This is a genomic window from Dehalobacterium formicoaceticum, assembly GCF_002224645.1.
Classification (GTDB): domain Bacteria; phylum Bacillota; class Dehalobacteriia; order Dehalobacteriales; family Dehalobacteriaceae; genus Dehalobacterium; species Dehalobacterium formicoaceticum.
Map to the genome: position 1 here is coordinate 1,660,251 of NZ_CP022121.1, position 25,268 is coordinate 1,685,518.

The 25,268-nt window shown below is 42.3% G+C and carries 21 protein-coding genes and 1 pseudogene; 17 read left to right on the plus strand and 5 right to left on the minus strand.

Going from position 1 to position 25,268, the window contains the following annotated elements; all coding sequences use genetic code 11:
• The first annotated feature begins 14 nt into the window (after positions 1–14).
• The 10 genes and pseudogenes from pglX (at position 15) to CEQ75_RS08205 (ending at position 13,980) form a co-directional block, all read left to right on the plus strand.
• Positions 15–3,683: a BREX-1 system adenine-specific DNA-methyltransferase PglX gene (gene pglX / locus CEQ75_RS08155; protein ID WP_089609890.1), complete on the plus strand. Its 3,669-nt coding sequence runs from the start codon at positions 15–17 to the stop codon at positions 3,681–3,683.
• 102 nt (positions 3,684–3,785) lie between these two features.
• Positions 3,786–4,067 (plus strand): nucleotidyltransferase domain-containing protein, encoded by a 282-nt coding sequence (locus CEQ75_RS08160; protein ID WP_089609891.1) that lies wholly within the window; start codon positions 3,786–3,788, stop codon positions 4,065–4,067.
• 130 nt (positions 4,068–4,197) lie between these two features.
• A complete protein-coding gene (pglZ, locus tag CEQ75_RS08165; RefSeq protein WP_089609892.1) occupies positions 4,198–6,780 on the plus strand; it encodes a BREX-1 system phosphatase PglZ type A in 2,583 nt (860 codons plus the stop codon).
• A gap of 25 nt (positions 6,781–6,805) precedes the next feature.
• Entirely contained in the window at positions 6,806–7,003 is a 198-nt protein-coding gene (locus CEQ75_RS19520) for an anti-phage BREX system Lon protease BrxL (RefSeq protein ID WP_089609893.1), read from the plus strand.
• A 326-nt stretch (positions 7,004–7,329) separates the two neighbouring features.
• Positions 7,330–7,950, plus strand: a pseudogene (prxU, locus tag CEQ75_RS08180) (thioredoxin-dependent peroxiredoxin); the annotation flags it as partial.
• A gap of 192 nt (positions 7,951–8,142) precedes the next feature.
• Positions 8,143–9,879: an ABC transporter ATP-binding protein gene (locus tag CEQ75_RS08185; RefSeq protein ID WP_089609894.1), complete on the plus strand. Its 1,737-nt coding sequence runs from the start codon at positions 8,143–8,145 to the stop codon at positions 9,877–9,879.
• Entirely contained in the window at positions 9,872–11,770 is a 1,899-nt protein-coding gene (locus CEQ75_RS08190; RefSeq protein WP_089609895.1) for an ABC transporter ATP-binding protein, read from the plus strand. Before CEQ75_RS08185 ends, CEQ75_RS08190 begins: the two co-directional genes overlap by 8 nt.
• 72 nt (positions 11,771–11,842) lie before the next feature.
• Entirely contained in the window at positions 11,843–12,094 is a 252-nt protein-coding gene (locus CEQ75_RS08195) for a glutaredoxin family protein (RefSeq protein ID WP_242965412.1), read from the plus strand.
• Positions 12,084–12,455 (plus strand): ferredoxin-thioredoxin reductase catalytic domain-containing protein, encoded by a 372-nt coding sequence (locus tag CEQ75_RS08200; protein ID WP_089609897.1) that lies wholly within the window; start codon positions 12,084–12,086, stop codon positions 12,453–12,455. The genes CEQ75_RS08195 and CEQ75_RS08200 overlap by 11 nt, the downstream gene beginning before the upstream one ends.
• Positions 12,456–12,612: 157 nt before the next feature.
• Positions 12,613–13,980 carry a phosphomannomutase/phosphoglucomutase gene (locus tag CEQ75_RS08205; protein WP_089609898.1) on the plus strand — a complete coding sequence of 456 codons (1,368 nt, stop codon included), beginning with the start codon at positions 12,613–12,615 and terminating at the stop codon, positions 13,978–13,980.
• Positions 13,981–14,170: 190 nt separating this feature from the next.
• Here the strand turns inward: CEQ75_RS08205 and CEQ75_RS08210 are convergent, their stop codons facing one another.
• Positions 14,171–14,824, minus strand: a complete 654-nt coding sequence (locus CEQ75_RS08210; RefSeq protein ID WP_242965413.1) for a DUF3298 and DUF4163 domain-containing protein — start codon at positions 14,822–14,824, stop codon at positions 14,171–14,173.
• Positions 14,797–15,411: a hypothetical protein gene (locus CEQ75_RS08215; protein WP_089609900.1), complete on the minus strand. Its 615-nt coding sequence runs from the start codon at positions 15,409–15,411 to the stop codon at positions 14,797–14,799. Before CEQ75_RS08215 ends, CEQ75_RS08210 begins: the two co-directional genes overlap by 28 nt.
• Positions 15,412–15,746: 335 nt before the next feature.
• On the opposite strand from CEQ75_RS08215, the gene sdaAB reads away from it, so the two are divergent.
• The 6 genes from sdaAB to CEQ75_RS08245 all read left to right on the plus strand — a co-directional run bounded on the left by sdaAB (position 15,747) and on the right by CEQ75_RS08245 (position 21,409).
• The gene (gene sdaAB, locus CEQ75_RS08220) at positions 15,747–16,415 is read left to right on the plus strand and encodes an L-serine ammonia-lyase, iron-sulfur-dependent subunit beta (protein WP_089609901.1); all 669 of its coding nucleotides are present in this window, start codon (positions 15,747–15,749) and stop codon (positions 16,413–16,415) included.
• A 63-nt stretch (positions 16,416–16,478) separates the two neighbouring features.
• Positions 16,479–17,363, plus strand: coding sequence for an L-serine ammonia-lyase, iron-sulfur-dependent, subunit alpha (sdaAA, locus tag CEQ75_RS08225; protein ID WP_089609902.1), 885 nt, complete (start codon positions 16,479–16,481; stop codon positions 17,361–17,363).
• A 157-nt stretch (positions 17,364–17,520) separates the two neighbouring features.
• Positions 17,521–18,936, plus strand: a complete 1,416-nt coding sequence (locus CEQ75_RS08230) for a sigma-54 interaction domain-containing protein (RefSeq protein WP_242965463.1) — start codon at positions 17,521–17,523, stop codon at positions 18,934–18,936.
• A 234-nt stretch (positions 18,937–19,170) separates the two neighbouring features.
• The gene (locus CEQ75_RS08235; protein WP_089609904.1) at positions 19,171–19,887 is read left to right on the plus strand and encodes an isochorismatase family protein; all 717 of its coding nucleotides are present in this window, start codon (positions 19,171–19,173) and stop codon (positions 19,885–19,887) included.
• A 251-nt stretch (positions 19,888–20,138) separates the two neighbouring features.
• The gene (locus CEQ75_RS18605; protein WP_089609905.1) at positions 20,139–20,333 is read left to right on the plus strand and encodes a hypothetical protein; all 195 of its coding nucleotides are present in this window, start codon (positions 20,139–20,141) and stop codon (positions 20,331–20,333) included.
• Entirely contained in the window at positions 20,327–21,409 is a 1,083-nt protein-coding gene (locus CEQ75_RS08245) for an MFS transporter (RefSeq protein WP_242965414.1), read from the plus strand. Before CEQ75_RS18605 ends, CEQ75_RS08245 begins: the two co-directional genes overlap by 7 nt.
• A 243-nt stretch (positions 21,410–21,652) precedes the next feature.
• Here the strand turns inward: CEQ75_RS08245 and CEQ75_RS08250 are convergent, their stop codons facing one another.
• Together CEQ75_RS08250 and CEQ75_RS08255 are read right to left on the minus strand one after the other, a co-directional pair.
• Entirely contained in the window at positions 21,653–22,483 is an 831-nt protein-coding gene (locus tag CEQ75_RS08250; protein ID WP_089609907.1) for a histidinol-phosphatase HisJ family protein, read from the minus strand.
• Positions 22,484–22,592: 109 nt separating this feature from the next.
• Positions 22,593–23,093: a superoxide dismutase family protein gene (locus CEQ75_RS08255; protein WP_089609908.1), complete on the minus strand. Its 501-nt coding sequence runs from the start codon at positions 23,091–23,093 to the stop codon at positions 22,593–22,595.
• Positions 23,094–23,225: 132 nt separating this feature from the next.
• On the opposite strand from CEQ75_RS08255, the gene CEQ75_RS08260 reads away from it, so the two are divergent.
• On the plus strand, positions 23,226–24,434 hold the full coding sequence (locus CEQ75_RS08260; protein ID WP_089609909.1) for an amidohydrolase family protein: 1,209 nt from the start codon (positions 23,226–23,228) through the stop codon (positions 24,432–24,434).
• Here the strand turns inward: CEQ75_RS08260 and pheA are convergent.
• Positions 24,431–25,258 carry a prephenate dehydratase gene (gene pheA, locus CEQ75_RS08265; protein WP_089609910.1) on the minus strand — a complete coding sequence of 276 codons (828 nt, stop codon included), beginning with the start codon at positions 25,256–25,258 and terminating at the stop codon, positions 24,431–24,433. The two genes, CEQ75_RS08260 and pheA, sit on opposite strands and share 4 nt — an antisense overlap.
• Positions 25,259–25,268: the final 10 nt, after the last annotated feature.

Below are 25,268 nucleotides of genomic sequence, written 5' to 3' on the forward strand. Positions count from 1 at the left end.
AGGGAGAGGGAAAAGTGGACAAAACAAGGATTAAAAACTTTGCGGTGCGGACAAGAAGAAAGCTCATTGAAGAAGTGACCCATAAAGCTTATGAAACCGGGATAACAAAAGAAACCCCCCGGGGATTGGACATAGAAATATTTGCCGGGGGCTTTAAGGTAAAAGGCTGGGAAAAGGGTCGGACCTTTAAGAAATACGAAATTAAACAGCGGGAAAAGCTGATCCAGATTATCCAGGCTAAAGGTTTTGACCAGGTAATGGAGGAGGTTGCCTACACCTGGTTTAACCGCTTTATTGCTCTTAGGTTTATGGAGGTAAATGATTACCTGCCCACAGGGGTACGGGTGTTGTCCTCAACGGAATCTGGAAAGACAGAGCCGGATTTGATCCGGGAGGCACTTAATGTTGATCTGGAAGTTGACCGGGAAATTATCTTTCGATTGCAAGACAGCCATGATACGGAAGATCTCTATAAATACCTGCTGGTGAAGCAATGCAACCAGCTGGGGAAAATCATGCCCAGTGTTTTCGAGGAAATAGCCGACTATACGGAGCTGCTTTTACCGGATCGGCTGCTGGCGGAAGGTTCTGTTATCCGGGATCTGGTGGAAAGTATCGAGGAATATGACTGGAAAATTGAATTAAGTGATGAAGAAAAGGAAAGGGAAGAGGAAAAGGGTGAGCACGGTATTGAAATAATCGGCTGGCTCTATCAATACTATATTTCGGAAAAGAAGGACGAAGTATTTGCCGGGCTGAAGCAAAACAAAAAGATTACCAAAGAAAATATTCCTGCCGCCACCCAGCTGTTTACTCCCAAGTGGATTGTCAAATATATGGTGGAAAACTCTTTAGGCAGACTTTGGCTGGAATCCCATCCCAATGAGGAATTAAAGGCCGGATGGAAGTATTTCCTGGAGGAAGCGGAGCAGGAACCAGAAGTACAAAAGGAGTTAGAGGCATTAAAAAATCCGAACTTAAACCCGGAAGAAATCAAAATTCTGGATCCGGCTATGGGAAGCGGCCATATTCTTGTATATGCCTTTGATGTGCTTTATGAAATCTATCTTAGTGCCGGGTATGCGGAAAGGGAGATTCCCAGATTAATTTTGGAAAAAAATCTTTTTGGATTGGATATTGATGACCGGGCGGGACAACTGGCATCTTTCGCTCTCTTGATGAAAGCCAGGAGTAAAAACAGGAGGATATTTAAGAATAGACCGAAGTTGAATCTTTGTGCCATTCAGGAAAGCAATGGCATTCTTAAAGAAGCTATTGATTATTTAGTTGATCCGGAAGAAATGGAAATAGAACAGGTGGTGCATAGAGAACAGGCTGAGTATTTAATTAATGTATTTAATGATGCCAAAGAATATGGATCAATTCTAGATGTTGAAGAGATTGATTTTAATGCTTTGGAGAAAAGGATTGAGAAGATCAGGAACGGAGGTTTAACGGATTTATTTCAGTATCCTTATGTTGATGGTATCTTGGAAAAAGTACCAGCATTGATTCAACAGGGAAGAATTATGAGTCAGAGGTATGATGTTGTTTGTACTAATCCACCGTATATGGGGAGAAATGGAATGGATATAAATCTACTTGATTTTACAAAAGATTATTACCCTAAATCAAAAGGTGATTTATTTTCTGTTTTCATTGAAAAATCTTTTAAGTTTGCTAAGAGTTATAAATATATATCAATGATTACTATGCAATCTTGGATGTACTTACCAATGTTTAAGAACTTAAGAAAATTTATATTTAAAAATTATCAAGTAAAGTCTGTTCTGCATTTAGGCAGTAGAGCATTTGAGGAAATAAAAGGTGAAAAGGTTAAGACTGTAGCATATGTAGCCAAAAAAATAGCAAATATTAAAAATAGACCTGTGTTTGTTAAATTAATACAATATGATAATCATAATTTAAAACATAAGGGGTTTTTTAATAAGAATAACTATTTTAGTTCAATCACACAAAATTTCATATTGAACTCTAAGAAAATATTGCCTTCGTATGAAATAAATGAAAGAATAATGGGATTAGTAAATTGTAAAAATTTAAGTCAAGTAGTTGATGTAAAAAGATGCTTAGCAACTGGAAAAGACGAATGGTTTATAAGGTATTGGCCGGAAATTGTCTATAAAAAAATATGGTTTAAAAAACATAGTATCAAAAAGAATGATTTTAAATGGTTTCCGGTAGTTAACGGGGGCGAATTTAGAAAGTGGTATGGTAATACTGGGGATGTATTGAACTGGGAAAATAATGGTGAATTAATAAAGAAATATCATAATCAGAACATCATTCATGCGACACTTAGGAATTTGGATTACTTCTTTCTTGAATCTCTGACTTATACATATACATCAATGGGTAGTGGTAAATTTAATGCACGATACATTGGAGATGGTTTTACGAGTTTGGGAGTAGGTCCAATAATAGCACTAAAAAAGAATAAAATTGGGTTACTTGGTTTTTTAAACTCAAGAGTTTTTAGTTATTTATACGAGGTAATGTTTGGTAAAGTTTCAACCTTCGAGACAGGAAATGTCGGTTTTATATCATTTATAAATGAGCACCCAAAATCCGCTGATAAGATGACTGAGGAGGCTATTCAATGTGCCAAAACTGATTGGGATTCCTTCGAAACATCATGGGACTTTCAAAAGCATCCACTTTTAACCCATAAAGGTAACGCAACTACAATAGAAAAATCTTTTACCAACTGGTCAAATTTTGCGGAACAACAATTCTACCAACTTAAACAAAATGAAGAAGAACTAAACCGCATCTTCATCGAAATATATGGTTTGCAGGACGAACTAACACCCGAGGTTGAGGACAAAGATATTACCATCAGCAAAGCCGATCGGGAGCGGGATATAAAATCATTTATTTCCTATGCTGTAGGTTGTATGTTTGGCCGCTATTCCCTGGATGAGGAAGGGTTAATCTATGCAGGTGGCGATTTTAAGGAAAAATTCCTTCTTGACAATGGACAATGGAAAATCAACACAAAATTAGGCTGGGTTGATTCTACTATTAAGATATCAACGGACAATGTGATTCCCATTGCTGATGATGATTATTTTGAGGACGACATCCTTGAGCGGTTTATCCAATTTATGCAGGCAGCATTCAGCTCGGAAACATTGGAAGAGAATCTAGATTACATAGCAGAAACCTTGGGCAAAAAGAACAATGAAACCTCACGCCAGGCCATTAGAAGATACTTCTTAAAAGATTTTTATCCGAATCATGTAAAAACCTATAAGAAGCGGCCTATTTACTGGCTTTTTGAGAGCGGCAAACAAAACGGCTTTAAAGCCCTAATTTATCTGCATCGTTACGACCCCTTTATCGTTGCAAGGGTAAGGACGGATTATCTCCACAAGCTGCAGAAAAAATATGAGGCGGAGGTTAACCATTTAGATATTCTCATAGATTCTAATGTATCAGACAGGGAAAAAGCTCTGGCCAGAAAAAGAAAAGAAAATATTATGAAACAGATTCAGGAGTGCCGTACCTATGACCAGGCAATTGCCCATGTGGCAAATCAGAAGATAGAGCTGGATTTAGATGACGGAGTAGTGACTAATTACGCTAAGTTCCAAGGGGTTGAAATTCCTCAAGGGGAAGGGAAAAAACCTTTTAAAGCAGATTTGCTGGCGAAGATATAAGAGAATACCTAAGAAAGGATGTTTTAAATGAGTAGAATGATAGGTAGCGGAAAAATTGGGTTAGACGATCTTTTATATGAATTGAACTAAGAATTAAAGGATATTTTTGGAAATAAACTTAAAAAAATCATTTTATATGGATCATATGCCACGAAGAAGAATGTTGAGGGCTCAGATTTGGATATTATGGTATTGGTTGATATGGATCAAAAAGAACTTAAAAAGGTACACGATCAGGTTTTGGATGTAACTATTACATTAACAACTAGATATGGCATAGTCTTATCCATCATAGAAAATAATTATAATTATTTCTACGAGTGGGTAGATGTACTTCCTTTTTTCAAGAATGTGGAGAGAGAAGGGATTGAGATTTATGGATGAAAAAATAAAAGCCTTGTCAAACTACCGGCTGGAAAAAGCAAAGCAAGACCTGGAGACAGCAAGGATATGTAAATAAGATCTGCACTGGGGAATAAAATAAGACAATTATTTGAAAATGCAGGTGACTAATATGGATTTAATTCAAGTAAAAAAAATACTGGAAGAGAATTTTAATAATGAACCCCGGGAGGGGCAAAGAAGACATATCATATTTTGGTACGATGGTGAAGGGGAATTTGTTGAAGACATTGATGAGCTGAAGTTAGATAATGCCAAAATATTAAAACTCACCGAGCATAATGCTTTCTATACCAAATACCGATTGGAAAAGGAAGACACTAATTCTAATTACCTGGTTTATTCTTCTTTTGCCAAGCCCATGTCCCGAGATAATTGGCTGCTGGATATTTTAAAATACAGCATGGAATTTTCCACCGATAAGGCGGAGCTGATTATGAGGGATTTTGGCGTTTCTGATGTTTCTTTGAAAAATGTCTTTAAAAAATATCTTAGGTTCTTTAATCATAAGGAAAGATATAAAAAATTTGCCTCTTATCATATAGAAAATTTTACGGAAGAAAAGGTGGATATGGCTGTCCTATCCGCCTTATGCAAGCTGCCCGTGGTGGACTTGGAACAGGTGGTGAAAAAGGTCCTGATGGGAGAGGCAGAAGGGGAGAATAAGTGGTATCGGGAAATCTCTCTCAATGGAGATCTAGGGGCCTTTTGGAATCTGATAGAAAAAAGATACGGCTATACTTATGAGGATAAATCCTTGCAGAAACTGATGGTAATGTTTCTCACCACCCATTTAAGCTATACGCTGGAGGAGAGTTTACCAAAAACGTGGCAGGAATACATCTCTCCGAAAAAATCTGATTGTGTAGTCTTTGTCAGTAACTTTATGAACCATGGCTTGGACGGAGAGGTTTATGATGCCTGGGCAGATATGGGGGAAGGAATATTAAATGTAGAAGGCTATCTTGCCAAGTGGGATCTGGATAAGTATATTTTTTCCGATACCTTCCGGGCTTTTGATAAGAAAATTATCCAGAGTTTAATTAATCATCTATTAGAAAATATCGGGGAGTTTGACCAATACCGTAAAGTCATCAATGCCAGAAGGACAAGCCATTGGTTTAAAAGTTATGAAAATGAATATGAAGCGGTTTATTTTGCCATGGCACTCTTGGAAAAGGAAAAAAGTATGGAGGGAGTAATCCGGGGTCAATCTGCCTTTGAATTGGTGGAAAACTACACTAAAGAATACTACTTACTAGACCGGTTTTACCGGAAGTTTTATTTTTATTATGACCAGATAGTGGAAAAGGAGAAATTTTCAAAGCTGGTGGAACGTGTGGAAAATACCTATACCCACTGGTTTTTAAATGAACTGTCTGTTAAATGGTCAGGCGTGGCCTCAGAAGAATTACAAGAGGACTATCCTGTGCCTGGGGTTCCTCAGCAAAAAGATTTTTACCGGGATTATATCTCCCATTTTATCAAAAACAAGGACCGGGTCTTTGTCATTATTTCCGATGCTTTACGATACGAGGCCGGGAAAGAATTGGGGGAACTATTAAACAAGGAAGTGCGCGGAGCGGTGGAAATTGGCTTTATGCAGGGGGTAGTCCCATCGACTACTAAGTTTGGCATGGCAAGCCTCCTGCCCCGAAGGTCCATAGAAATTGGGGATAAGGGCGAAATAGCAGTGGACGGGCTCAATACCCAGGGCACGGAAAATAGGGGGAAGATCCTGAGAAATTTTAGCCAAGATGCTTTAGCTATTTCCTACCAGGATATGGTGGATATGAAGAGGCCGGACTATAAAGAGACATTTGAAGGCCGAAAGCTTGTTTATATTTACCATAATGTCATTGACGCCGTGGGAGACAACAGGCTAACGGAAAGAGAGGTTTTTTCCGCAGTAGGAAAAGCCTTTGAAGACTTAAGGCTATTAGTAAAGAACCTGGTGAATCATGTTAGCGCCACTAATATTATGATCACGGCGGATCATGGGTTTCTCTACCGACGCTCTCCTTTAAAATTAATCGATAAAATAGGAAAGCATGATTCTGGAATTTCTGGGGCAGGGGATACGGTAGAAGCAGGGAGAAGATATATCCTAGGCAGGGGTGAATCCCCCACCCATGAATTATCAGGCACATTAGCAATTAACATGTCATATTTGCAGGGTAAAAAGAACGACTTAAGAGCCTATCTCCCCAAAGGTGTGATTAGATATAAGCTGCCGGGGTCCGGGGCAAATTACGTGCACGGGGGGCTGTCCTTGGAGGAAGTAATCATTCCGATAATTAAGTTTAAAAATATCCGGAAAGATGAGTATAAAGCTGCCAAGGTGGAAGTGAAGCTAACCAATATTTCTCGGAAAATCACTAACCGGATCACATTTTTGGAGTTCTTTCAAACCGATATCGTGGAAAATAAAAAACTTCCGTTACGGCTGAAATTGTATTTTGTAGATGAAGAGGGAAAGCGCATTTCCAATGAAAATGTCATTATTGCGGACAGTAAATCGAAAAACCCCCAGGAGCGAACCTATAGAGAGAAATTTACCTTACTAGACATGGCCTATGATAAAAACCAAAAATACTATTTAATCCTGGAAGACGAGGAAGAGCCAGTGGAAAAAATCTATGAAAGAATCCCCTTTACCATTGATTTATTAATTAGTGATGATTTTGGTTTGTAAAATAGTGGGGGAAGGTGAACTAGGTATGGATGAAATGGGTCAAATGGACCAAAATGTGGGTTTGAATGAAAAATTAAATACCTATTTTCCTGGCAGGGTGGTACGCAAGGATTTAACCATAAAAATTAAAGAAGGGGCTAATGTACCCGTTTTTATTATTGACAGCCTGAAACCTATTCAAATGCCAAATTTGGATTTGGCAGAAATCTTTCGCGGTGTTTAAGGCGTTGGGGGTAGAGTAAGGATACTTATGTTACGGAAGAATGGAAAGGGGATTGAAGGAGAACCACATGTATTACATGTTAACTAAATGACATTGGGGTGTGAACAGTAACAATGGTTGACAGAAATGAATAATCTGATCATATTTATGGTTGACCTATGGTAAATTTATCTATATAATTACCTTATCAGGAATAAATCCTAATAAAAATATTTTATGAAGGAGGGAGTAGCGTGCCTGAGGAATTTGCAGGATGCAGTAGAGCCAAATTAATTAAAAAGGCGACTGAGGAAAAAAACACGACTGATTGTATTTCAGTAAAGGAGAAGACAGCCATGGTGACAGTGGGAAAACCGGCTCCCGATTTTACAGCAGCGGGATTTCATGAAGGAAAATTCAAGAAGTTTACCTTATCCGAGAATCTGGGTAAATGGGTATTATTATGTTTTTACCCTGGTGATTTTACTTTTGTCTGAGCGACGGAGGTTTCAGCAGTTGCTGAAAAATATCAGGATTTTCAGGATTTAGGGGTTGAAGTATTTTCATGCAGCGTGGACAGCACCTTTGTACATAAAATATGGAATGATTTTGAGTTATCAAAGATGATCGGTAAAGATATCCCATATCCCATGCTTTCCGATCCGGATGGAAGCATCGCAAAAACGTATGGTATTTATGATGAAGAAGGCGGGACAGCAACAAGAGGCCGATTTATTATTGATCCTGACGGAAATATTCAGGCTTTTGAAGTGCTGACACCTCCGGTAGGCAGGAATGTCAGTGAAGCCTTGAGACAAATAAAAGCATACCAGCTGGTACGAGCTACCAAAGGGGCTGAAGTGACTCCTTCCGGTTGGAAACCGGGCAAACAAACGTTGAAACCCGGTATCGATTTAGTAGGAAATGTATGGAAGACATGGAAAGTAAGCCAGGCTTTTGAAGACTAAACCGAAACTTACCAACTTACTCATATTACTTTCATATTATTAATGTAACAACAATATATTTGAAAGAGCCATGGAATCAGATCCAGGGCTCTTTTGTTGTGCGCTGCCTGATGAAAAAACTATCACCCCAAGTAATTGACTCTATCAATCTGAATATTATACACTAAGGTAAGAAATAATGGGGGGAAGATTGTGCTGCAGCTGATAAAATACTTAAAACCTTATTGGAAAACTGCCTTGGCCGCTCCTCTGGTGATGATGGTGGAAGTGGTTTCGGAATTACTTTTGCCCTTATTGATGGCGCGTATTGTGGATCAGGGGATTGCTCTGGGCAACATTCCTCTGATTGTGCAAACGGGGCTGATGATGATTGCCGTCACCATCGTCGGCATGCTGGGGGGCTTTGGCTGTTCGGCATTTTCCAGCATCAGTGCCCAGAACTTTGGTGCTGACTTACGTGTCCATGTTTTTCGTAAGGTCCAATCCTTTTCTTTTGCCGAACTGGATTACTTTGATACCAGTTCTTTGATTACTCGCCTGACCAATGATGCGGGACAGGTGCAAACCTTTGTGATGATGCTTTTACGGGTGATGATTAAAGCCCCTTTGCTGTTCACTGGTGGTATCATCATGGCGATCCTAGTGAATCCCGGTTTATCCAAAATTTTATTGGGATCCATTCCTTTTTTGGCGCTGATTTTATTTTATGTTATCAGAAAAGGAATTCCATTATATACAGCGGTGCAAAAGGCCTTAGACCGAGTCAATGCTGTGGTGCGGGAAAACCTGGCCGGAATCAGGGTGGTGAAAGCCTTTGTGCGGGGTAACTTTGAGAAACAGCGTTTCAACCAATCCAATCAACAATTGATTGATTCCGGTGTAAGGGCGGCACGGGTCATGGGTCTGATTATGCCTTCCGTCACTTTGATTATCAATCTCAGCGTCCTCGCGGTCATTTGGTTTGGGGGGATTCGGGTTAATCGGGGAAATATGCAGGTGGGGGAAGTTATGGCCTTCATCAATTATATGACTCAAATTATGTTTTCCTTGATGATGGCCGGATTTATGCTGATGATGACCTCCCGGGCCAAGGTTTCCGGGGATCGCATTCAAGAGGTTTTAAGCAGGGAGCCATCGATCCAGGATAGCCAGAATGCAGCAGAAGCTCCGATCAGAGCAGGAAGAATCGACTTTGAAAAGGTAGATTTTCGTTATCCCCAGGGCAGCGGAGCACCGGTCCTCAAGGATTTGACTTTTACGGCTTTCCCCGGCGAAAGGGTGGCCATACTGGGGTCAACCGGTTCCGGCAAGAGCACACTGATTAATTTGATCTCCCGGTTTTATGATGTATCATCGGGAAGGGTTTTGGTCGATGGCCGGGATGTGCGGGATATCCCCCTTGAAGTGTTGCGTCATGGTATTGGTCTGGTTGACCAGAAATCCCTGCTTTTCTCCGGTACAGTTTGGGAAAATATCCGGTGGGGCAAAGGGGAAGCAAGCAATGATGAGGTGATTGCCGCTGCCCAAATGGCCCAGGCCCATGATTTTATCCTGGCCCTCCCCGACGGCTATGATACCCTTTTAGGACAAAGGGGAGTCAATTTGTCCGGCGGGCAAAAGCAGCGTATCGCTATCGCCCGAGCCATTATCAGAAAAGCTCCGATCTTGATCCTGGATGACAGTACCAGCGCTGTAGATGCCGCTACCGAACAATTAATCCGTAATGGAATGAAGGAAGGTTTGCCCGGCACCACCTTTTTGATCATTGCCCAAAGGATTTCCAGTGTAATGGATGCCGATAAAATTTTAGTCTTGGAGGATGGAGAACTGGTGGCATCCGGCAGTCATGATGAGCTCTTGGCCTGCTGCCCGGTGTATCAGGATATTTATGATTCCCAAATGGGTGGGGAGGAAATCACTCATGAGTAAGGATGAAATCTTGAAAAATAATCAGGGAAAAAATCAAGGGGTTGGTATACCGGCCAGAAAAGCAGGTCTCTTAGGCCCCGGAGAACGCCCCAAGGATCGTATGGGTACCATGAAACGAATATGGGATTATCTAGGTCGGCGTCGGGTTAGCTTAGCGGCCGTATTTTTTCTGATTCTTGTTGTGACACTTTTATCTTTGCTGGGCCCTTTGTTGATTGGCCGCGGGGTGGATTTGATGGTCAAGGGTCCGGGTCAGGTGGATTTTATGGCCCTGGGGAAAATCGTTTTAACTCTTTTTATCATATACCTGGCCGCTTCCTTCATGCAATGGCTGCAAATCTATTTCATTTCCGGGATTGCCCAGGAAACAGTAGGGGATATGCGGAATGATTTATTCAGTCAAATGCAGGTGCTTCCCCTCAGGTTTTTTGACAGTCATTCCCATGGTAATCTTATGAGCCGGTTTACCAATGATGTGGAAAATGTCAGCACCAGTTTGTCCCAGGGACTCGCCCAGATATTTTCCTCGGTGCTGACCATTTTGGGCACACTCACGATGATGCTTTACTTAAGTCCCTTACTAACCTTGGTCAGTCTCCTAACCATACCCCTGGGGATTTTTGCGACAGGGAAAATTGCCGCCCAAACCCGAAAACATTTTTCTCAGCAGCAAAAGGAATTGGGGGCACTCAACGGCTTTATTGAAGAAACCATCACCGGACAAAGGGTGGTCAAAGCCTTTGGCCGGGAAGAGCATGTTCTGACCCATTTTGATCAGGTCAATACCCAATTAAAAAAAGTGGGGTTAAAAGCGCAGATCCTGTCCGGGTTAGTGCATCCGATTATGAATGTGGTTAATAATATGAGTTTTGCCATCGCCGCTTTCGGCGGGGGTTTGCTGGCAGTACAAGGAGCCATTACCGTGGGGGCGATTGCCAGCTTCCTTAGCTATTCCCGCCAATTTGCCCGCCCCATTAACGAATTGGCCAATCAATTTAATATCATTCAATCTGCTTTGGCGGGAGCGGAACGGGTTTTTGAGCTGATGGATGAAATCCCGGAGTTAGCTGATGAAAAAGATGCCCGGGTGCTTTCCGGGACAGCCGGTGAGGTGGATTTTCATCATGTGACCTTTGGTTATGATAAAGAACGTCCTGTTCTAAAAAATATTAGTATCCATGCCCATCCTGGGCAATCCATCGCTTTGGTGGGGCCGACCGGTGCCGGTAAAACCACCATTGTTAATCTGCTCACCCGCTTTTACGAAATTGATCAAGGAGAAATTTTAATTGATGGGGTGGATATCAGGCATATTGCCAAAGATAGTCTGCGCTCTGCACTAGGTATTGTGCTTCAGGATACTTATCTTTTCTCTGATACGGTGCGGGAAAATATTCGTTATGGGCGATTGGATGCCTCTGACCAAGAGGTGGAAAAAGCGGCGCAAATAGCCAATGCGGAATCCTTTATTTTACGTTTACCCCAGGGTTATGATACCATTCTTTCCGGCGAAGGGGGTCGTCTCAGTGGAGGCCAAAAACAGCTTCTGACCATTGCCCGGGCTGTTTTGGCGGATCCTTCCATTCTGATTTTGGATGAAGCCACCAGCAGCGTAGACACCAGGACGGAAGTGCAGATTCAGCGGGGGATGTTAACGATGATGAAAGGGCGCACCAGCTTTGTTATCGCTCATCGCTTAAGTACGATTCGTAAAGTCGATCTGATATTGGTGCTGAAGGACGGGGAGATTATCGAACGGGGCAGCCATGAAGAACTTCTTCAGTCCCAAGGCTTCTATGCTCAGCTTTATCACAGCCAGGCCGGAAAACTCCCCGGGATAAGAAGTACTTCCGGTCAGGAAAAAGGAAGTTGCCGCCCTTGTATCGAATAAAACAAATAGTGTGTGACAAACTTATGATAGAGATGAAGCAATGAACTGAAATTATAAAAAAAGGAGCGATGAATGATGGTCAAGGTATATGCATTAACAACCTGTCCCTGGTGCAAAAAAGTGAAAGCTTTGCTAAAAGAAGAAGGCATTCCCTACGAAGTGCTGGATGTGGATATTATGACAGGACAAGAACAGGAAGATGCTTTGGCAGAGGTGGAAAAATTAACAGGGAAAAGGGCTTTTCCTGTAACGGTGATTAATGATTTGGTGATACAGGGGTATAAACCGGAAGAGCTTAAAGAGGCAATCCAAAATGAAAGATAAATTATTTTGCCCCGTCTGTGAGGTTAGCTTTATCCTCAAAAATCCGCTCAAAAAAGGCGATACGGTAGTGTGCCCCGTGTGCGGTGCAAAACTGGTAGTTGATGGGGAAGAGCCTCTTAGCGCATCGCGTTTTCCCCAACCGCCCTTGAATGAGATTGTAGAGCGCATAGACAATTATGCCCAATTAAAAGGTTATATTTTTAAGGAAAACAAGCAAGAGATTATCGACGGCTTATTAGCAAAGAATGAACGTTACGGGGATTTTTTCTGCCCTTGCCGCTTTGATAATATCCAGGAGAATGTCTGCCCCTGTAAGGAAACGAGGCAGGGCTATGTCAACAGAGAGGGCAGTTGTTTGTGAGGCCTTTTTTATAAAGCGGAATAGGTGATTTCGCTAGGGTAGAAGGATAGAGAGTAGGATGTACGGGGGGAGATGATCCTCCCGTTTTTCCTTCTTTAACATCAGACCTCCTGAACGCATATACTGAAAAAAGTAATGTTTCAAGGAGGCCAGGGAATTGGGTAGTTTAAAGGAATGTATTTTTCGCCAGTATGATATCAGGGGCATCTATGAAAAGGATTTTACCGATCAGGATGCAGAACTAATTGGCAAGGCCTTTGGTACCATGGTTCAGGAAAAAGGAGAAACCTGGGTGGTTGTCGGGAGGGATAATCGAAAATCTTCTCCTGCTTTATATCAAACTCTGATCCGAGGACTCCTATCCACCGGGGTCAATGTTCTGGATATCGGCGTTGTAATTTCTCCGATTTTTTATTATGCAACTCTTCTTTTTCAGATCCCTTCCGGATTAATGATTACGGCCAGTCATAATCCGGCATCCTACAATGGTTTGAAAATCCAGTTGGAGGGAGAATCCATCTTCGGTGATACCATCCAACTCCTTCGTGAGAAAGCCGTAGCTGGGAATTTCCTGTGCGGCTCAGGAATTTTGGATCATCGTTCTCCTGTTAAAGCTTATGGGGAGATGATAAATAACAAAATTCAATTAAAGGGAGAGAAATTAAAGGTGGTGGTGGATTGCGGCAACGGGACGGCAGGAATGTTTGCCCCCGGCATTTTGCAAGAGTTGGGTTGTGAGGTGATTCCGCTTTTTTGTGAATCAGATCCGAACTTTCCCCATCATTTTCCGGATCCAGTGTGCCGGGAAAATCTAAAGGATTTAATTCATCGGGTGCGGGAAGAAAAGGCAGACTTGGGGCTGGGTTTTGACGGGGATGGAGACCGGTTGGGCGTAGTGGATGATCAGGGTCATGTTGTTTGGGGTGATATGTTGATGATTCTTTTTTGGCGGGAAATCCTCCCTCAATATCCGGGCAGCACCGGCATTGTGGAAGTGAAATGCTCTGATTTATTGGTGCAAGAGATTTCCAGACTTGGAGGTCATCCTCAATTTTACAAAACCGGACACTCATTAATCAAAGCAAAAATGAAGGAGCTCAACACCGTATTTACCGGGGAAATGTCCGGACACATGTTTTTTGCTGATGAGTATTATGGTTTTGATGATGCCATTTACGCCGCCGGCAGGTTACTGAGAATTATTGCTTCCTGCGGTCAACCATTAAGCAAGCTATTATCTGATCTTCCTCAGGTATATACCACTCCGGAACTGAGGATTTCCTGTCCGGAAGAATTAAAAGCTTCTTACGTGGCCAAGGCCAGGGCTTATTTTAAAGAACAGGATGTGGAGCTGATTGAGGTGGATGGGGTCAGAGCCAAATTTCCGGAAGGATGGGGGTTGGTCCGGGCTTCCAATACCGGGCCGGAGCTGATTGTACGCTGTGAAGGGGTACGACAGGAAGTGCTGGCCGATATCAAGGGACAAATCGCAGAGGCCATTTATCCTCTGGTTCTGAAGGAATAGAAAGTCAAATACATAGTTTTGCTTAAAGATAAAAGCCAGGTGAGGGACAGTGATCTGCTCCACCTGGCTGATTTATAAAATTCCAAGACTCCCACTTCTATAAGTGGGAGCTCCTATTTTCACTTCAGGTGGGGTAGATTCCCCATCTGAAGCCCCGATGTTCAGCTTTAGCTGAACGAGTTCACTACTATTAGAAGGAACCCAACATCAGGCCTAAAGGCCCCTCTTCGTCCAGAATATCTTCAATTTCATAGACGGAGATGGGGAAAAAGGGAAAGCCGTAGGCATAAGGGGTAAGTTCATAGAGTTGGTAATAAAGCACCAATGCTTTATCCCCTATGTAGAAATATTGATCCGGGTTGATTTGGTCAAATTCTTCAAATACAGGAATGTCGCGCGCTTCAATTTGTGCTTTGACGATTTCTGATAAGCGGCCCACGTAGTCCGCATTGGGTTGAAAGAGATCCTCTAAGCGGTAGAGAGTACCCGTTTCAACATTATAAGTCAGAGAGCGGAGCAGGGTTAATCCATGAGCACCTCCAGAAAAGGCATAATTGATAAAGGTGAGGCTTAAAATGCCCCGTTGGTTGGTCTTGATTTCATAAGAGGCGGTAACGGTGGTAAGGGGATTTTCAAAATAACCTTGCTCCTGTAATAAATCATATACGGTTTGCAAGATCTCTTGGTTGATGGTTTGCTGGATTCCTTTATCCTGGAGACCGCTGATAATCGGGTAATAAAGATCTAATCTCTGACTTTTTAAATGCACGGTGCGCACGCAGACCGGCAGCTTGGTAATGTTATTCGTCGCCATGGCTAGACAATAAACCGGAGTTCCATCCAATCCAGGGCAATCCAATCATTGGCGCCAACATTGGAGGTGTTACGGATGACTACTCTGTTGTTCAGACGAGCTAAACGGGGATTAATATTCAACACCAATTCATTCCAGTTGGTGAACTGTTGTCCGGCAGGTCTGCCATGGACAAAGGGCAGTTGACCCACATTTTGCCGTTGCCCGTTAAAGGTAACTGTGGCGCTGTAACGGTTTTCCGCTACATTGTAATGGTCGTCTAAAGCACCCCGAATGACCAATTCAATTCTTTGGGTATTATTCAGGAGAACGGCCATTAATGGAGGCATGTTAAAGGTCCAGGTTCCTTGGGTGCCGGTATACAGAATGTCGGCATTTCCGCTGGGATTGCCATAGTTGGGGTAACCGGTAAGTTCTTTTCTGAACACCAATACACGGGAAGGGTTCTGGTTGCTGAGGATCGGCTGAGGACCCTGGCGCATTAATTGGAGGTTTTCCTCTTCTTCTTCCTCCTCTAATAATCTTACTTCGTTGCTTTCCTGAATTAATTGCATGCCTTGCATTCCTTGCATTCCTTGGCTATAGGGACACATTCCATACCAGTGGCAGGGCATCATAAATATTCACCTCTTATCATTTTTTTTATTATATGATTCTCCAGCTTGGTCAAGTGACAGGTGCTTCTTAAGAAATCAAAGCTGGGAGAGAAAATTCACTGAGAAAATTTAACAATATTTTGGAAATTAAGGTGTTAAATAACAAGGAATTGGGGAAGAAATGTCGAAATCAGCGTTAATAGCAATTATCTGTAATCGTGATCGAGGTGGTTAATGAGCCAAGGATTAAATTGGGCATAAGAAGATTTTTTAAGCAAAATACTTGAAATGATAAAGATTATTTTTGAGAGAAAGAAAAGTTGAGTGGACATATTGAGCGCAAAGGGGGAAACAGGGTGAAAGAGTACGGTATTTTTGATATTATTGGGCCGGTGATGATTGGTCCTTCCAGCTCACATACAGCAGGAGCTGCTAGACTCGGGTATATGGCACGGAAAATCGCGGGTGATGAAATCAAAGAGGTGGTTTTTTACCTCCATGGTTCTTTTGCCAAAACCTATGCCGGTCACGGTACGGACAAAGCATTATTGGCTGGAGTCATGGGCTTTATGCCGGATGATGAGGAAATCAGGGAAGCCTTTACCATAGCACGGGAGCGTGGTCTGACCTATCGGTTTGAAGAGAGAGATTTAGGGGAAGTTCATCCTAATACGGTAAAAATCGTCATGTACACCCAGGAAGGTGCCAGGTGGGAGATTACCGGCTCATCAATTGGGGGAGGAAAGGTAAAAATTATTCGTATTAATGAGTTGGAGGTGGATTTTGCAGGGGAGTACACCACTTTAATCACCTATCATCGGGACCGTCCAGGGGTGATTGCATTTATTTCCTCTATTTTAGCCAACTATAGGATCAACGTTGCTTTTATGAGAGTTTTTCGGGAAAATAAATGGGACAATGCGGTATTAATTGCGGAAACGGATGAGGATATTTCACCCTTAGTCCTTTCTGAGATCGCCCAAAACCCACATATTTTTCAGGTCAAGGTATTACAGGCAATTTAGTGAACTATTTCTGTTAAACTGAATAACTAGATTTTAAGAACAAGACTGAAGGAGGTAAGGGAAGTGAAGATTAGAAACGGCGCCGATCTTTTAGCCCTTTGTGACGAGGAAAATCTGTCTTTGCACCAGTTAATGCTCTTATATGAAAGCGATAAAACCGGAAAAACACCGGAGGAAATAAAAGGTACCATGGCAGTAAACCTGCAAGTGATGAAAAGGAGTGCCTATCAAGGATTAGAGGAAGACGCAGCTTTCGCTGGGAAAATCATCGGCGGACAAGGGAAAAAAATGCGGCAACGCTATGAAACGGTACAACCCGTCTGCGGCGCTACGATGGCGCGGGCAGTCAGCTTTGCCCTCAGCGTGACGGAGGTGAATGCCTCCATGGGACGGATTGTAGCGGCGCCCACGGCCGGTTCCTGCGGTGTATTGCCGGGGGTTTTATTCAGTCTGGCAGAATCTCATCAGATTGGTGATGAACAGTTGGTCGAGGGGCTTTTTACAGCGGGAACCATCGGGTTGGTGATTGCTAAAAATGCTTCCCTTTCCGGCGCGGAAGGAGGATGTCAGGCTGAGGTCGGCTCTGCCTCTGCCATGGGGGCAGGGGCAGCAGTGGAAATCATGGGCGGTTCTCCAGCGCAAGCCCTGCATGCCGGAGCTATTGCCTTAAAAAATCTCTTAGGTCTTGTCTGCGATCCCATTGCCGGATTGGTGGAAGCCCCCTGTTCTAAAAGAAATGCCGTCGGTACGGCGAATGCCTTGGTAGCAGCGGAAATGGCCTTAGCGGGGATCGAGAGTATCATTCCTTTTGATGAGGTGGTAGAGGCTATGCACCAGGTGGGTCGTGCCATGCCCTGCGCCCTAAGGGAAACTGCCGAAGGGGGTTTAGCGGCAACACCCACAGGACAGAGATTAAAACTGGAGATTTTCCATAAGCCTATGAATTAAAGGATAAACAGAATTCTTGGCATCAGGTGGAGTTTCTACTCTATCTGATGCCGAGAAAGTTATCCAGGAACTTAGTGGCAGTTAGTTATCGGACAAAATAGGGAATATGTTCTGTGAAGAATTTAATATCTGCTTGCAAGGAGGTGGATAATTGATAATGGATAATGATTTATTAATTGGCGCAATGGATTCATCATCAGATGGGATTTTAATTTCTGATGCCCATGGTATGGTTGTGTACATCAACGAGGCTTATGAAGAAATCACCGGACTTGAGAGCAAAGAAATGATTGGTAAAAATCTTAAAGATTTATTAGAAAAAGGTGTCATCAACAAAGCATTATCACTCGAAGTTATCAAGGATAAAAAACGTGTATCAACGATCCATAAATATGTCTCAGGAAAGACCGCCCTGTCCACTGCAAGCCCTATTAACAATGCCAATGATGAATTAATCGGAGTTGTCAACAATACAAGAAATATATCGGAGTTAATTCATTTAAAAAATGATTTAACCAATACCAAGAAATTGACCCTTAAATATTCTGAGGAAATAAAACGACTTCGCCAGCATCTCGTAAAAGATAAAGATTTTGTTTACCGCAGCAGGGTCATGGAAGAAACGATAGAACTGGCATCAAAAGTATCAGGTTATGATTCTACTGTTTTGATTCAGGGTGAATCCGGAACGGGAAAAGAGATATTATCAAAATTTATTCATTCAGAAAGCCCAAGAAAGGAAGAAGCATTTATCAAGGTGAACTGTGCTGCGATCCCAAAGGACTTATTTGAAAGCGAACTATTTGGATATAGTGAAGGTGCCTTTACCGGTGCGAAGAAAGAGGGCAAACCCGGCATGTTTGAGCTGGCAAACAATGGGACAATCCTGTTGGATGAAGTAGGAGAATTGCCTTTACCGATCCAATCAAAGCTGCTTCGGGTTATTCAAGAAAGGGAAGTATATCGAGTAGGCGGGAAAATTCCTGTGCATCTTGATGTCAGAATAATTGCCGCTACCAATCGGGACTTAAAACAGGAAGTAAAGGATGGGAATTTTAGAGAGGATTTATACTTCAGATTGAATGTGATCCCGATAACGATCCCTCCCCTTAGAGAAAGGAGAGAGGATATACCAGAACTGATAATCCATTTTTTGGAGAAATTGAACCGGAAATATAAGAGAACCGTAACGATTTCCCAAAAAGCAATTGAGGCTTTGGCATCTCACTCCTGGCCTGGTAACGTTAGAGAACTGGAAAATATCATTGAGTATTTGTTTATCATGGCAAATAAGGAAGAAGTTCAGATCGAGGATCTGCCGACAAGGATTTTATCCAAGCAAATTATCAATAATTATGAGAGAACTGAAGATGAAAATGATGAGGTGCCAAAGCTAACCTATCTCTTAGAACTATATGAAAAGTATATCATTAAGGAGGCGATGGAAAGCTTCCCATCTCTTCGTAAGGCGGCTCAGGCTTTAGGGATTAGTCCATCGACTTTATGCAGAAGACTAAAAAAATTTGAGATAGAAATTGAAAATAACCAGGAAATTAAAAATAACCGGGAATAATTCTGCGCCAGGATTAAAACAGTAAGCAAAAGTGTTTCATTTCTGCAAAAGTATATTTATCTAGGTAAATCCATGCATGACAAGTAAGGTGTTTCAAAATTTCAACATATCAGAAATTAATAATTTTAAAAAAACAAGCAACATAGCCCTTTCGAAGTTTGGCATGTAATTTGCTATATATATTGGCAAGTAACTAAACAGATTGTTAAATAAAAATCGAAAGGGTGGATTCTAGTGGTAGATAGCAGATATGTAGACAAAGGTGGAAATTATGCATTTGATCAGGAGTTGTTAAAAAAGGCTTTTGAAGAAGCAAGCAAGATTTACAAAGAAAGAGGATTTCAAAGAAGAATGGGCTATGGGAAGGTCCCTGCTGTAACGACTGTTGATATGGCTAAAGCTTGGATGTCAGATGGTCACCCATTTACTTGTGAAAATAACAATGAAATTTGCGCTAATGCACTTAAGGTTTTAAATGCTGCCAGAAAATCAGGTGTTCCTATTTTCCATACAACCACCGGTTATACGGGAAAAGAACAATGGGATATGACTAAGTGGGATGAAAAAATTCCGATGCATACATTGGATATCAATTCAGAGTGGATGGATATCGATCCGAAGCTTGAGCCAAGAGCGGAAGAACCTGTGATCCACAAAAAATATGCAAGTAACTTCTTCGGAACTCATCTGGCGGTAACCTTAAACAAATTAGGTGTAGATACTGTTATCGTAATGGGAGCAACTGCTTGTGCATGTGTCAGACATACTGTAATGGATTCAACCGGATATGGCTTTAAAACTATCGTTCCTATTGGAACAATTGGCGATAGAGTACCGGGTGTTATTGAATGGAACTTATTCGATATGGACGCTAAATTCGCTGACGTGGAACCTTTAGAAAATGTTGTTAAATATTTAGAAGGAATCGATGCCAGCCTATACAGAAGATAGATTTAAATTTGATTAAAGGAAGGGAATACTTACTAATTTTAAGTGGTATTCCCTTCGGTTCTCTTTATCCGATTTCAGCTTGAATCTTAAGGGGGATGGATATGGGTATATTAATCAGAAATGGAAATATCCTAACATCCGAAAATGAGTATGTGGCAGATGTTCTCGTAGAAGGAGAGAAGATCGGTCTTAACTGAAACTGAGGCTACATCCAGAGCATTTTTTATTACTAAGTTCAGGAGGGAGTATTTATGGGAAAGAAAAGAAACATAGTGTTAGCGATATTGTTTTTAACCTGGACAATAAGTTATATGGATAGAATGGTAATGACGGTTGCTATACCATACATTTCCAAGGAATTTAATCTTACATCGGTGCAAATGGGTGTTGTGATGAGTGCTTTTTTATGGGCTATACGTTTTTCCAGCTTCCAGGAGGTATGTTAAGCGACAAATTTGGTGCTAGAAAAGTTATGACTTTTGCTATTGCATGGTGGTCAGCATTCACCGCTTTTACAGGTATGATCACATCCTATACAAGCTTGTTGGTTGTTCGTGTCTTGTTTGGATTAGGTGAAGCTAGCTTCCCTTCCGGTTCATGGAAAACTATTTCAACCTGGTTCCCGAAGAAGGAAAGGGCAACTGCAAATTCAATGATGATGGCGGCAAGTGCTATAGGGCCTGCAATTGCACCTTTGTTTGTGGTTGGAATCATGTCATATTTTGGCTGGCGCAGCGTTTTACTTTTCCTATTTATTCCAGGCATAATAATTGCTGCGTTAATCTGGGTCTTTGTTAGGGATAACCCTGCACAAAGTAAAATGATCACACCTGAGGAACTAAGTGTGATTCAAGAAGATAATTCTATTAATGAACAAGATGCAGCCAATAAAGGAGCAGTCAATAAATTATCTTTTAAAGATATTATTAAACTTCCTGTTATGTGGAAATTATTCTTTCTATGGCTGACATTCGACATTGTTTTCTGGGGCTTCGGTTCATGGATACCGTCCTATCTGGTGAATGAACGTCATTTTGTAATGGTCAAGATGGGAATAATTGCATCATTGCCTTATTTTGCAGGCACAATTGGAACTTGGGTAAGCGGATATATCTCAGATAAGTTTTTTGTTGGTAAACGCCGAAATTTTATAATTATTTGCGAGGTAGCAGCAGCCCTTTTCCTATTCTTAACTTACAACGCTCCTTCTGAAGTGTTGGCAATAACTTTCCTGACTGTAGCCGGATTCTTTGTATGTGCTACAATGGGAGCCTTCTGGGCAATACCAATGGATATTTTACCTGCTGAAGTTATGGGTTCAGGTTCTGGATTTATTAATACAGGCGGTCAAATTGCAGGGATTATTTCTCCAATAATTATGGGATTTCTGATTCAAGCATCAGGAGGATCCTATAAAACTGCTTTCACATTCCTTGCTATTTCCAGTCTTGTTTCTGCTGGTTTTGCATTGTCAATAAATGAGAAGGGAAAAGAGTCTTCTCCCAAATCTATAACAACTTAAATAATAGGTGAATAGACATAGAAAGATTTCAAAAATCTTAATAAAATAAGAATCTAAAACTGGCGGACAATATTTTACCGTCAGTTTGTTCTTTTGAGCTAAGAAAATAATAATTTGAGAGTATTAACCAAATTATTCCCCTAATGGTAAATATATTGCAATGCTTATAGTGCGGGATTGTAAATCTTAGTTTAAAAAAATAAACTTGTTGGATCAGTGTTGTTCTTGATCTCAACAAGTTTTTTATGCAATATTGGAGTGTTCTTTGGGAAGCTTATCGATTTTAATGAAAGATGGTTTTCTTTCTTTAAATTGGGTGATATAGTTAAAATCGGCGGCCTTTAATAATTGATAGGCTAAATTGAAATTGGCCCCAATATGCTCCGGTGCATGGGCATCCGAGCCCACAGTGATGATTTCTCCCCCTAGTGCCCGGTATCTTTGTAGCACATCAAGAGAAGGGTGGGTACGATTCAAGCCATAAAGATAACCGGCGGTATTTAGTTCGATGCCGTGTCCTGTCTCGATAATAGTTTTTAGGATCGTGTCCAGAATTTCTGCGAAATCATGGGGAAAAAGTTCTTTGCTGCCCCGGGGATTATAACGGGCAATAAAATCCAAATGGCCGCAGACATCATAATTGTTCAGATGTTTAATATTTGACAAAAGCCCCTCGAAATATCTGAGATAAGCTGTCCGGGTCAAAGTCTGGTCAAAAAATTCATTACTGCTGCAACTGATGCCGTAAACGGTATGGGTGGAACCGATCACAAAATCAAAGGGAAACTTCTCCAAAACCTGGTTAATGAGATGGGTGACGTGGGACTGGATGCCGATTTCAATCCCCAGGCGCAGCTGGATATTCTTTTCGTATTTGGCTTTTAATGTTTGGAATGCTGTCACATATTGCTCCAGGTTGAGCTGTGAAAACTCGGGATTGGGAAAATCAAAATCCAAATGATCTGTAATGACCAGCTCTCGGAAATTTTTGCTGATGGCACTTCTAATCATGGTTTCCATCGAAGCCGTACCGTCGGGAGAAAAACTAGAATGAACATGATTGTCGGAAAACATAATTTGCTCACCTCCTTTGGTTACATTGTATCAATAGCATGTTAAAATCCTGTTAAGAGAAGGTAAGCGATTTGTTAGATTTCAGGAATCATCCAAAGAAGGGGCGGTATTAAAGGCAGTTAGTTGTCGGATAAAGACAGCGAATCAAACCACAGGCCAATCGTTTGCCGGCATTCCCGGAAGGCTGACTTCTGAAATCATCAGGATTTTCGTGAATGATCACTGCCCGTCCCAAGGCATCCGCCACATGAAATTTATCGGTAAAGAAAATCATCATGGCATTGCCGTGATTAGAAAATAAAACGGGAAAATCCCCGGCATGATTGCCATGGGGTTGATTGGTGGGATTCCAGTGCCCTCCTGCATTTTGAAAGGGATTAGTAGGGTCTCCCACGGTACAGTCCCCCATTTCATGGAGATGGAAGCCGTGGGGACCAATGGGTGCTGTATTCCCCTGGGCCGGACGATAGGGGGGGAGTCCGGAAACGTTAACATAGATTTCTGTTCCTCCCGAGACATCTCTTAAATAGACGATGCCCCGGATGTATGGGGCTAGAGGGCCGCCGATGATTTGAGCAGTGGCGGCATTACAGGGATATTGATTATTCAATCCACATCAACTCCAGAATTGTTTTTATTAAGAAAATATGAGAGGATAAGATTAATTAGACCAGGATTAAAAGAAATCTCAGCATGGATTTACAAACATGGATTGACAAGTATGGATTGACAAGGAGGAACTATGAGTTTACCAAATATGATTAACAGCGGAGAATCTGTCCTGCTAATACCGGAGGGCATTTTGGATCTTAAAGAAAACCGCATTCTGAAAGGCAAAGCTTTGGCCGTAAGAGAGGGAGAGATCAGCGCTCTTTTGTCCTTGGAGCAGGTTCCGGTCTGGGCAAAGCAGCATCAAGGGGAAATCATTTCCCTGGCGGGATTAACCTTAATGCCGGGGTTAGTGGATTGCCATGTGCATTTTGCCCTGGATAGTGTGGATTTTAAACAATGTTTAGCTCGCTGGCCGGATCAAAATCTGATTGAGCAGCAGACACTTAAGTTTGGCCGTCATCTGCTGCAAAAGGGAATTCTTGCCGTCCGGGACGGAGGGGATCTGGAAGGGATTGGTCTGGAGGCAAAAAGGAGGCTAAGACCTGGGTTGCTGGTAAAAGCAACGGGACATGCTCTGCGCCGCAAGGGGCTGTATGGGACCTTTTTAGGAGGAGGGGTTGACACAGCTGAGGAAGGGAAAAAGCAGATTCGGGAATTGGCTGCCTCAGGGGTGGATCAAATCAAGATTGTTGTTTCCGGTATTGTGAGCTTTTCCCAATATGAAAAGGTCGGCCCTCTCCATTTTAGTTTGGCAGAATTGCAGGAATTGGTAGAAGAGAGCCATACCTTGGGGCTGAAGGTGATGGCCCATGTCAATTCCGTTGAAGGGGTGGCTCGGGCCGTTGATGCAGGAGTGGATTCCGTGGAGCATGGTTATTTTATCAGCGATACTTCTTTAGAACTAATGGAGAAAAAAGGGATCGCCTGGGTGCCGACGATTATTCCGGTAGCAGCACAAACCAGGGAACCCTGTGCTAAAGCTCATGATTGGGAAGGGTTGCATGTCATTGAGAAAACATATTTGCGTCATATGACTCAGGTAAAAAAAGCCGCTTCCTTAGGGGTCCCCTTGGGGGTGGGTACCGATGCCGGTGCCATCGGTGCTCCCCATGGTTCTTCTTATTATGAAGAAATCGCATTGTATCATGCTGCCGGTTTATCCCATACAGAAATCCTCAAAGCCGCAATTTTTACCGGAGCAAAAATTATAGGGCTGGATCCTAATTGGGGGCGGATGGAGCCAGGAAGTCCTGCTTATCTTATTGCCGTACAAGGGAATCCTCTTCAGGATTTATCTTCATTAAAACGGGTTGAAAGAATTGTAATCCCTGCCTCTTAAGATCCGGCCCTAGGATAGGAGCCCATAATGGACAAAGATGTGACATAATTTTCTGCTTCTTTTATTACTTTTTGAATCCGTTCATCTGTGATATGACCTTCAAAATCCAGATAGAAGATATATTCTCCCATCACCTTTCGGGAGGGGCGGGATTCAATTTTAGTCAGATTGATCCCTTCTCGGGCGAATAAAATCAAGAGTTGAGAGAGGCTGCCCGGTTGATGCTCCAGGGATAAGACCAAGGAAGTTTTATCCTTTCCCGTGGGGGGCGGGATTTCCAGTCCGATGACAATAAAGCGGGTGGTATTTTCCGGCGCATCAGAGATATTATCATCCAAAACCTCCAGCCCATAAATTTCCGCCGCCTTTCTGTTCCCGATGGCCCCGCAGGTGTGGAGATCAAAGGCCACCCGCCGGGCGGCCTCTGCGGTACTGGACATAGCCTGGCAGGGCAGATGGGGCAGTTCCTCCCTAAGATAATTCCGGCATTGGGCCAAAGCCTGGGTATGGGAGAATACGGCGGTCAGTTCTTCCTTTTTCATGCCCGGTTTGACCAGGAGATGATGCTCAATCCTGATCAAGGTTTCCCCCTGGATTTTTAGTTCAGGAAAGGATGTTAGTCCGTCCAGTACCGGGAGGACAGTGCCTTCCAGAAGATTTTCAATGGGCAGGATGCCATGGTGGATCTCTCCGGCGGATACAGCAGTCAGAATGGCTGTCACATCCCTATAGGGAATCAGATTTTGTCCCGGAAAAACCTGTTGAGCCGCTGCTTCCGTATAAGTGCCCTTGGGTCCCAGAAAACCTACATTTCTTTCTTTCATGATGACGCAT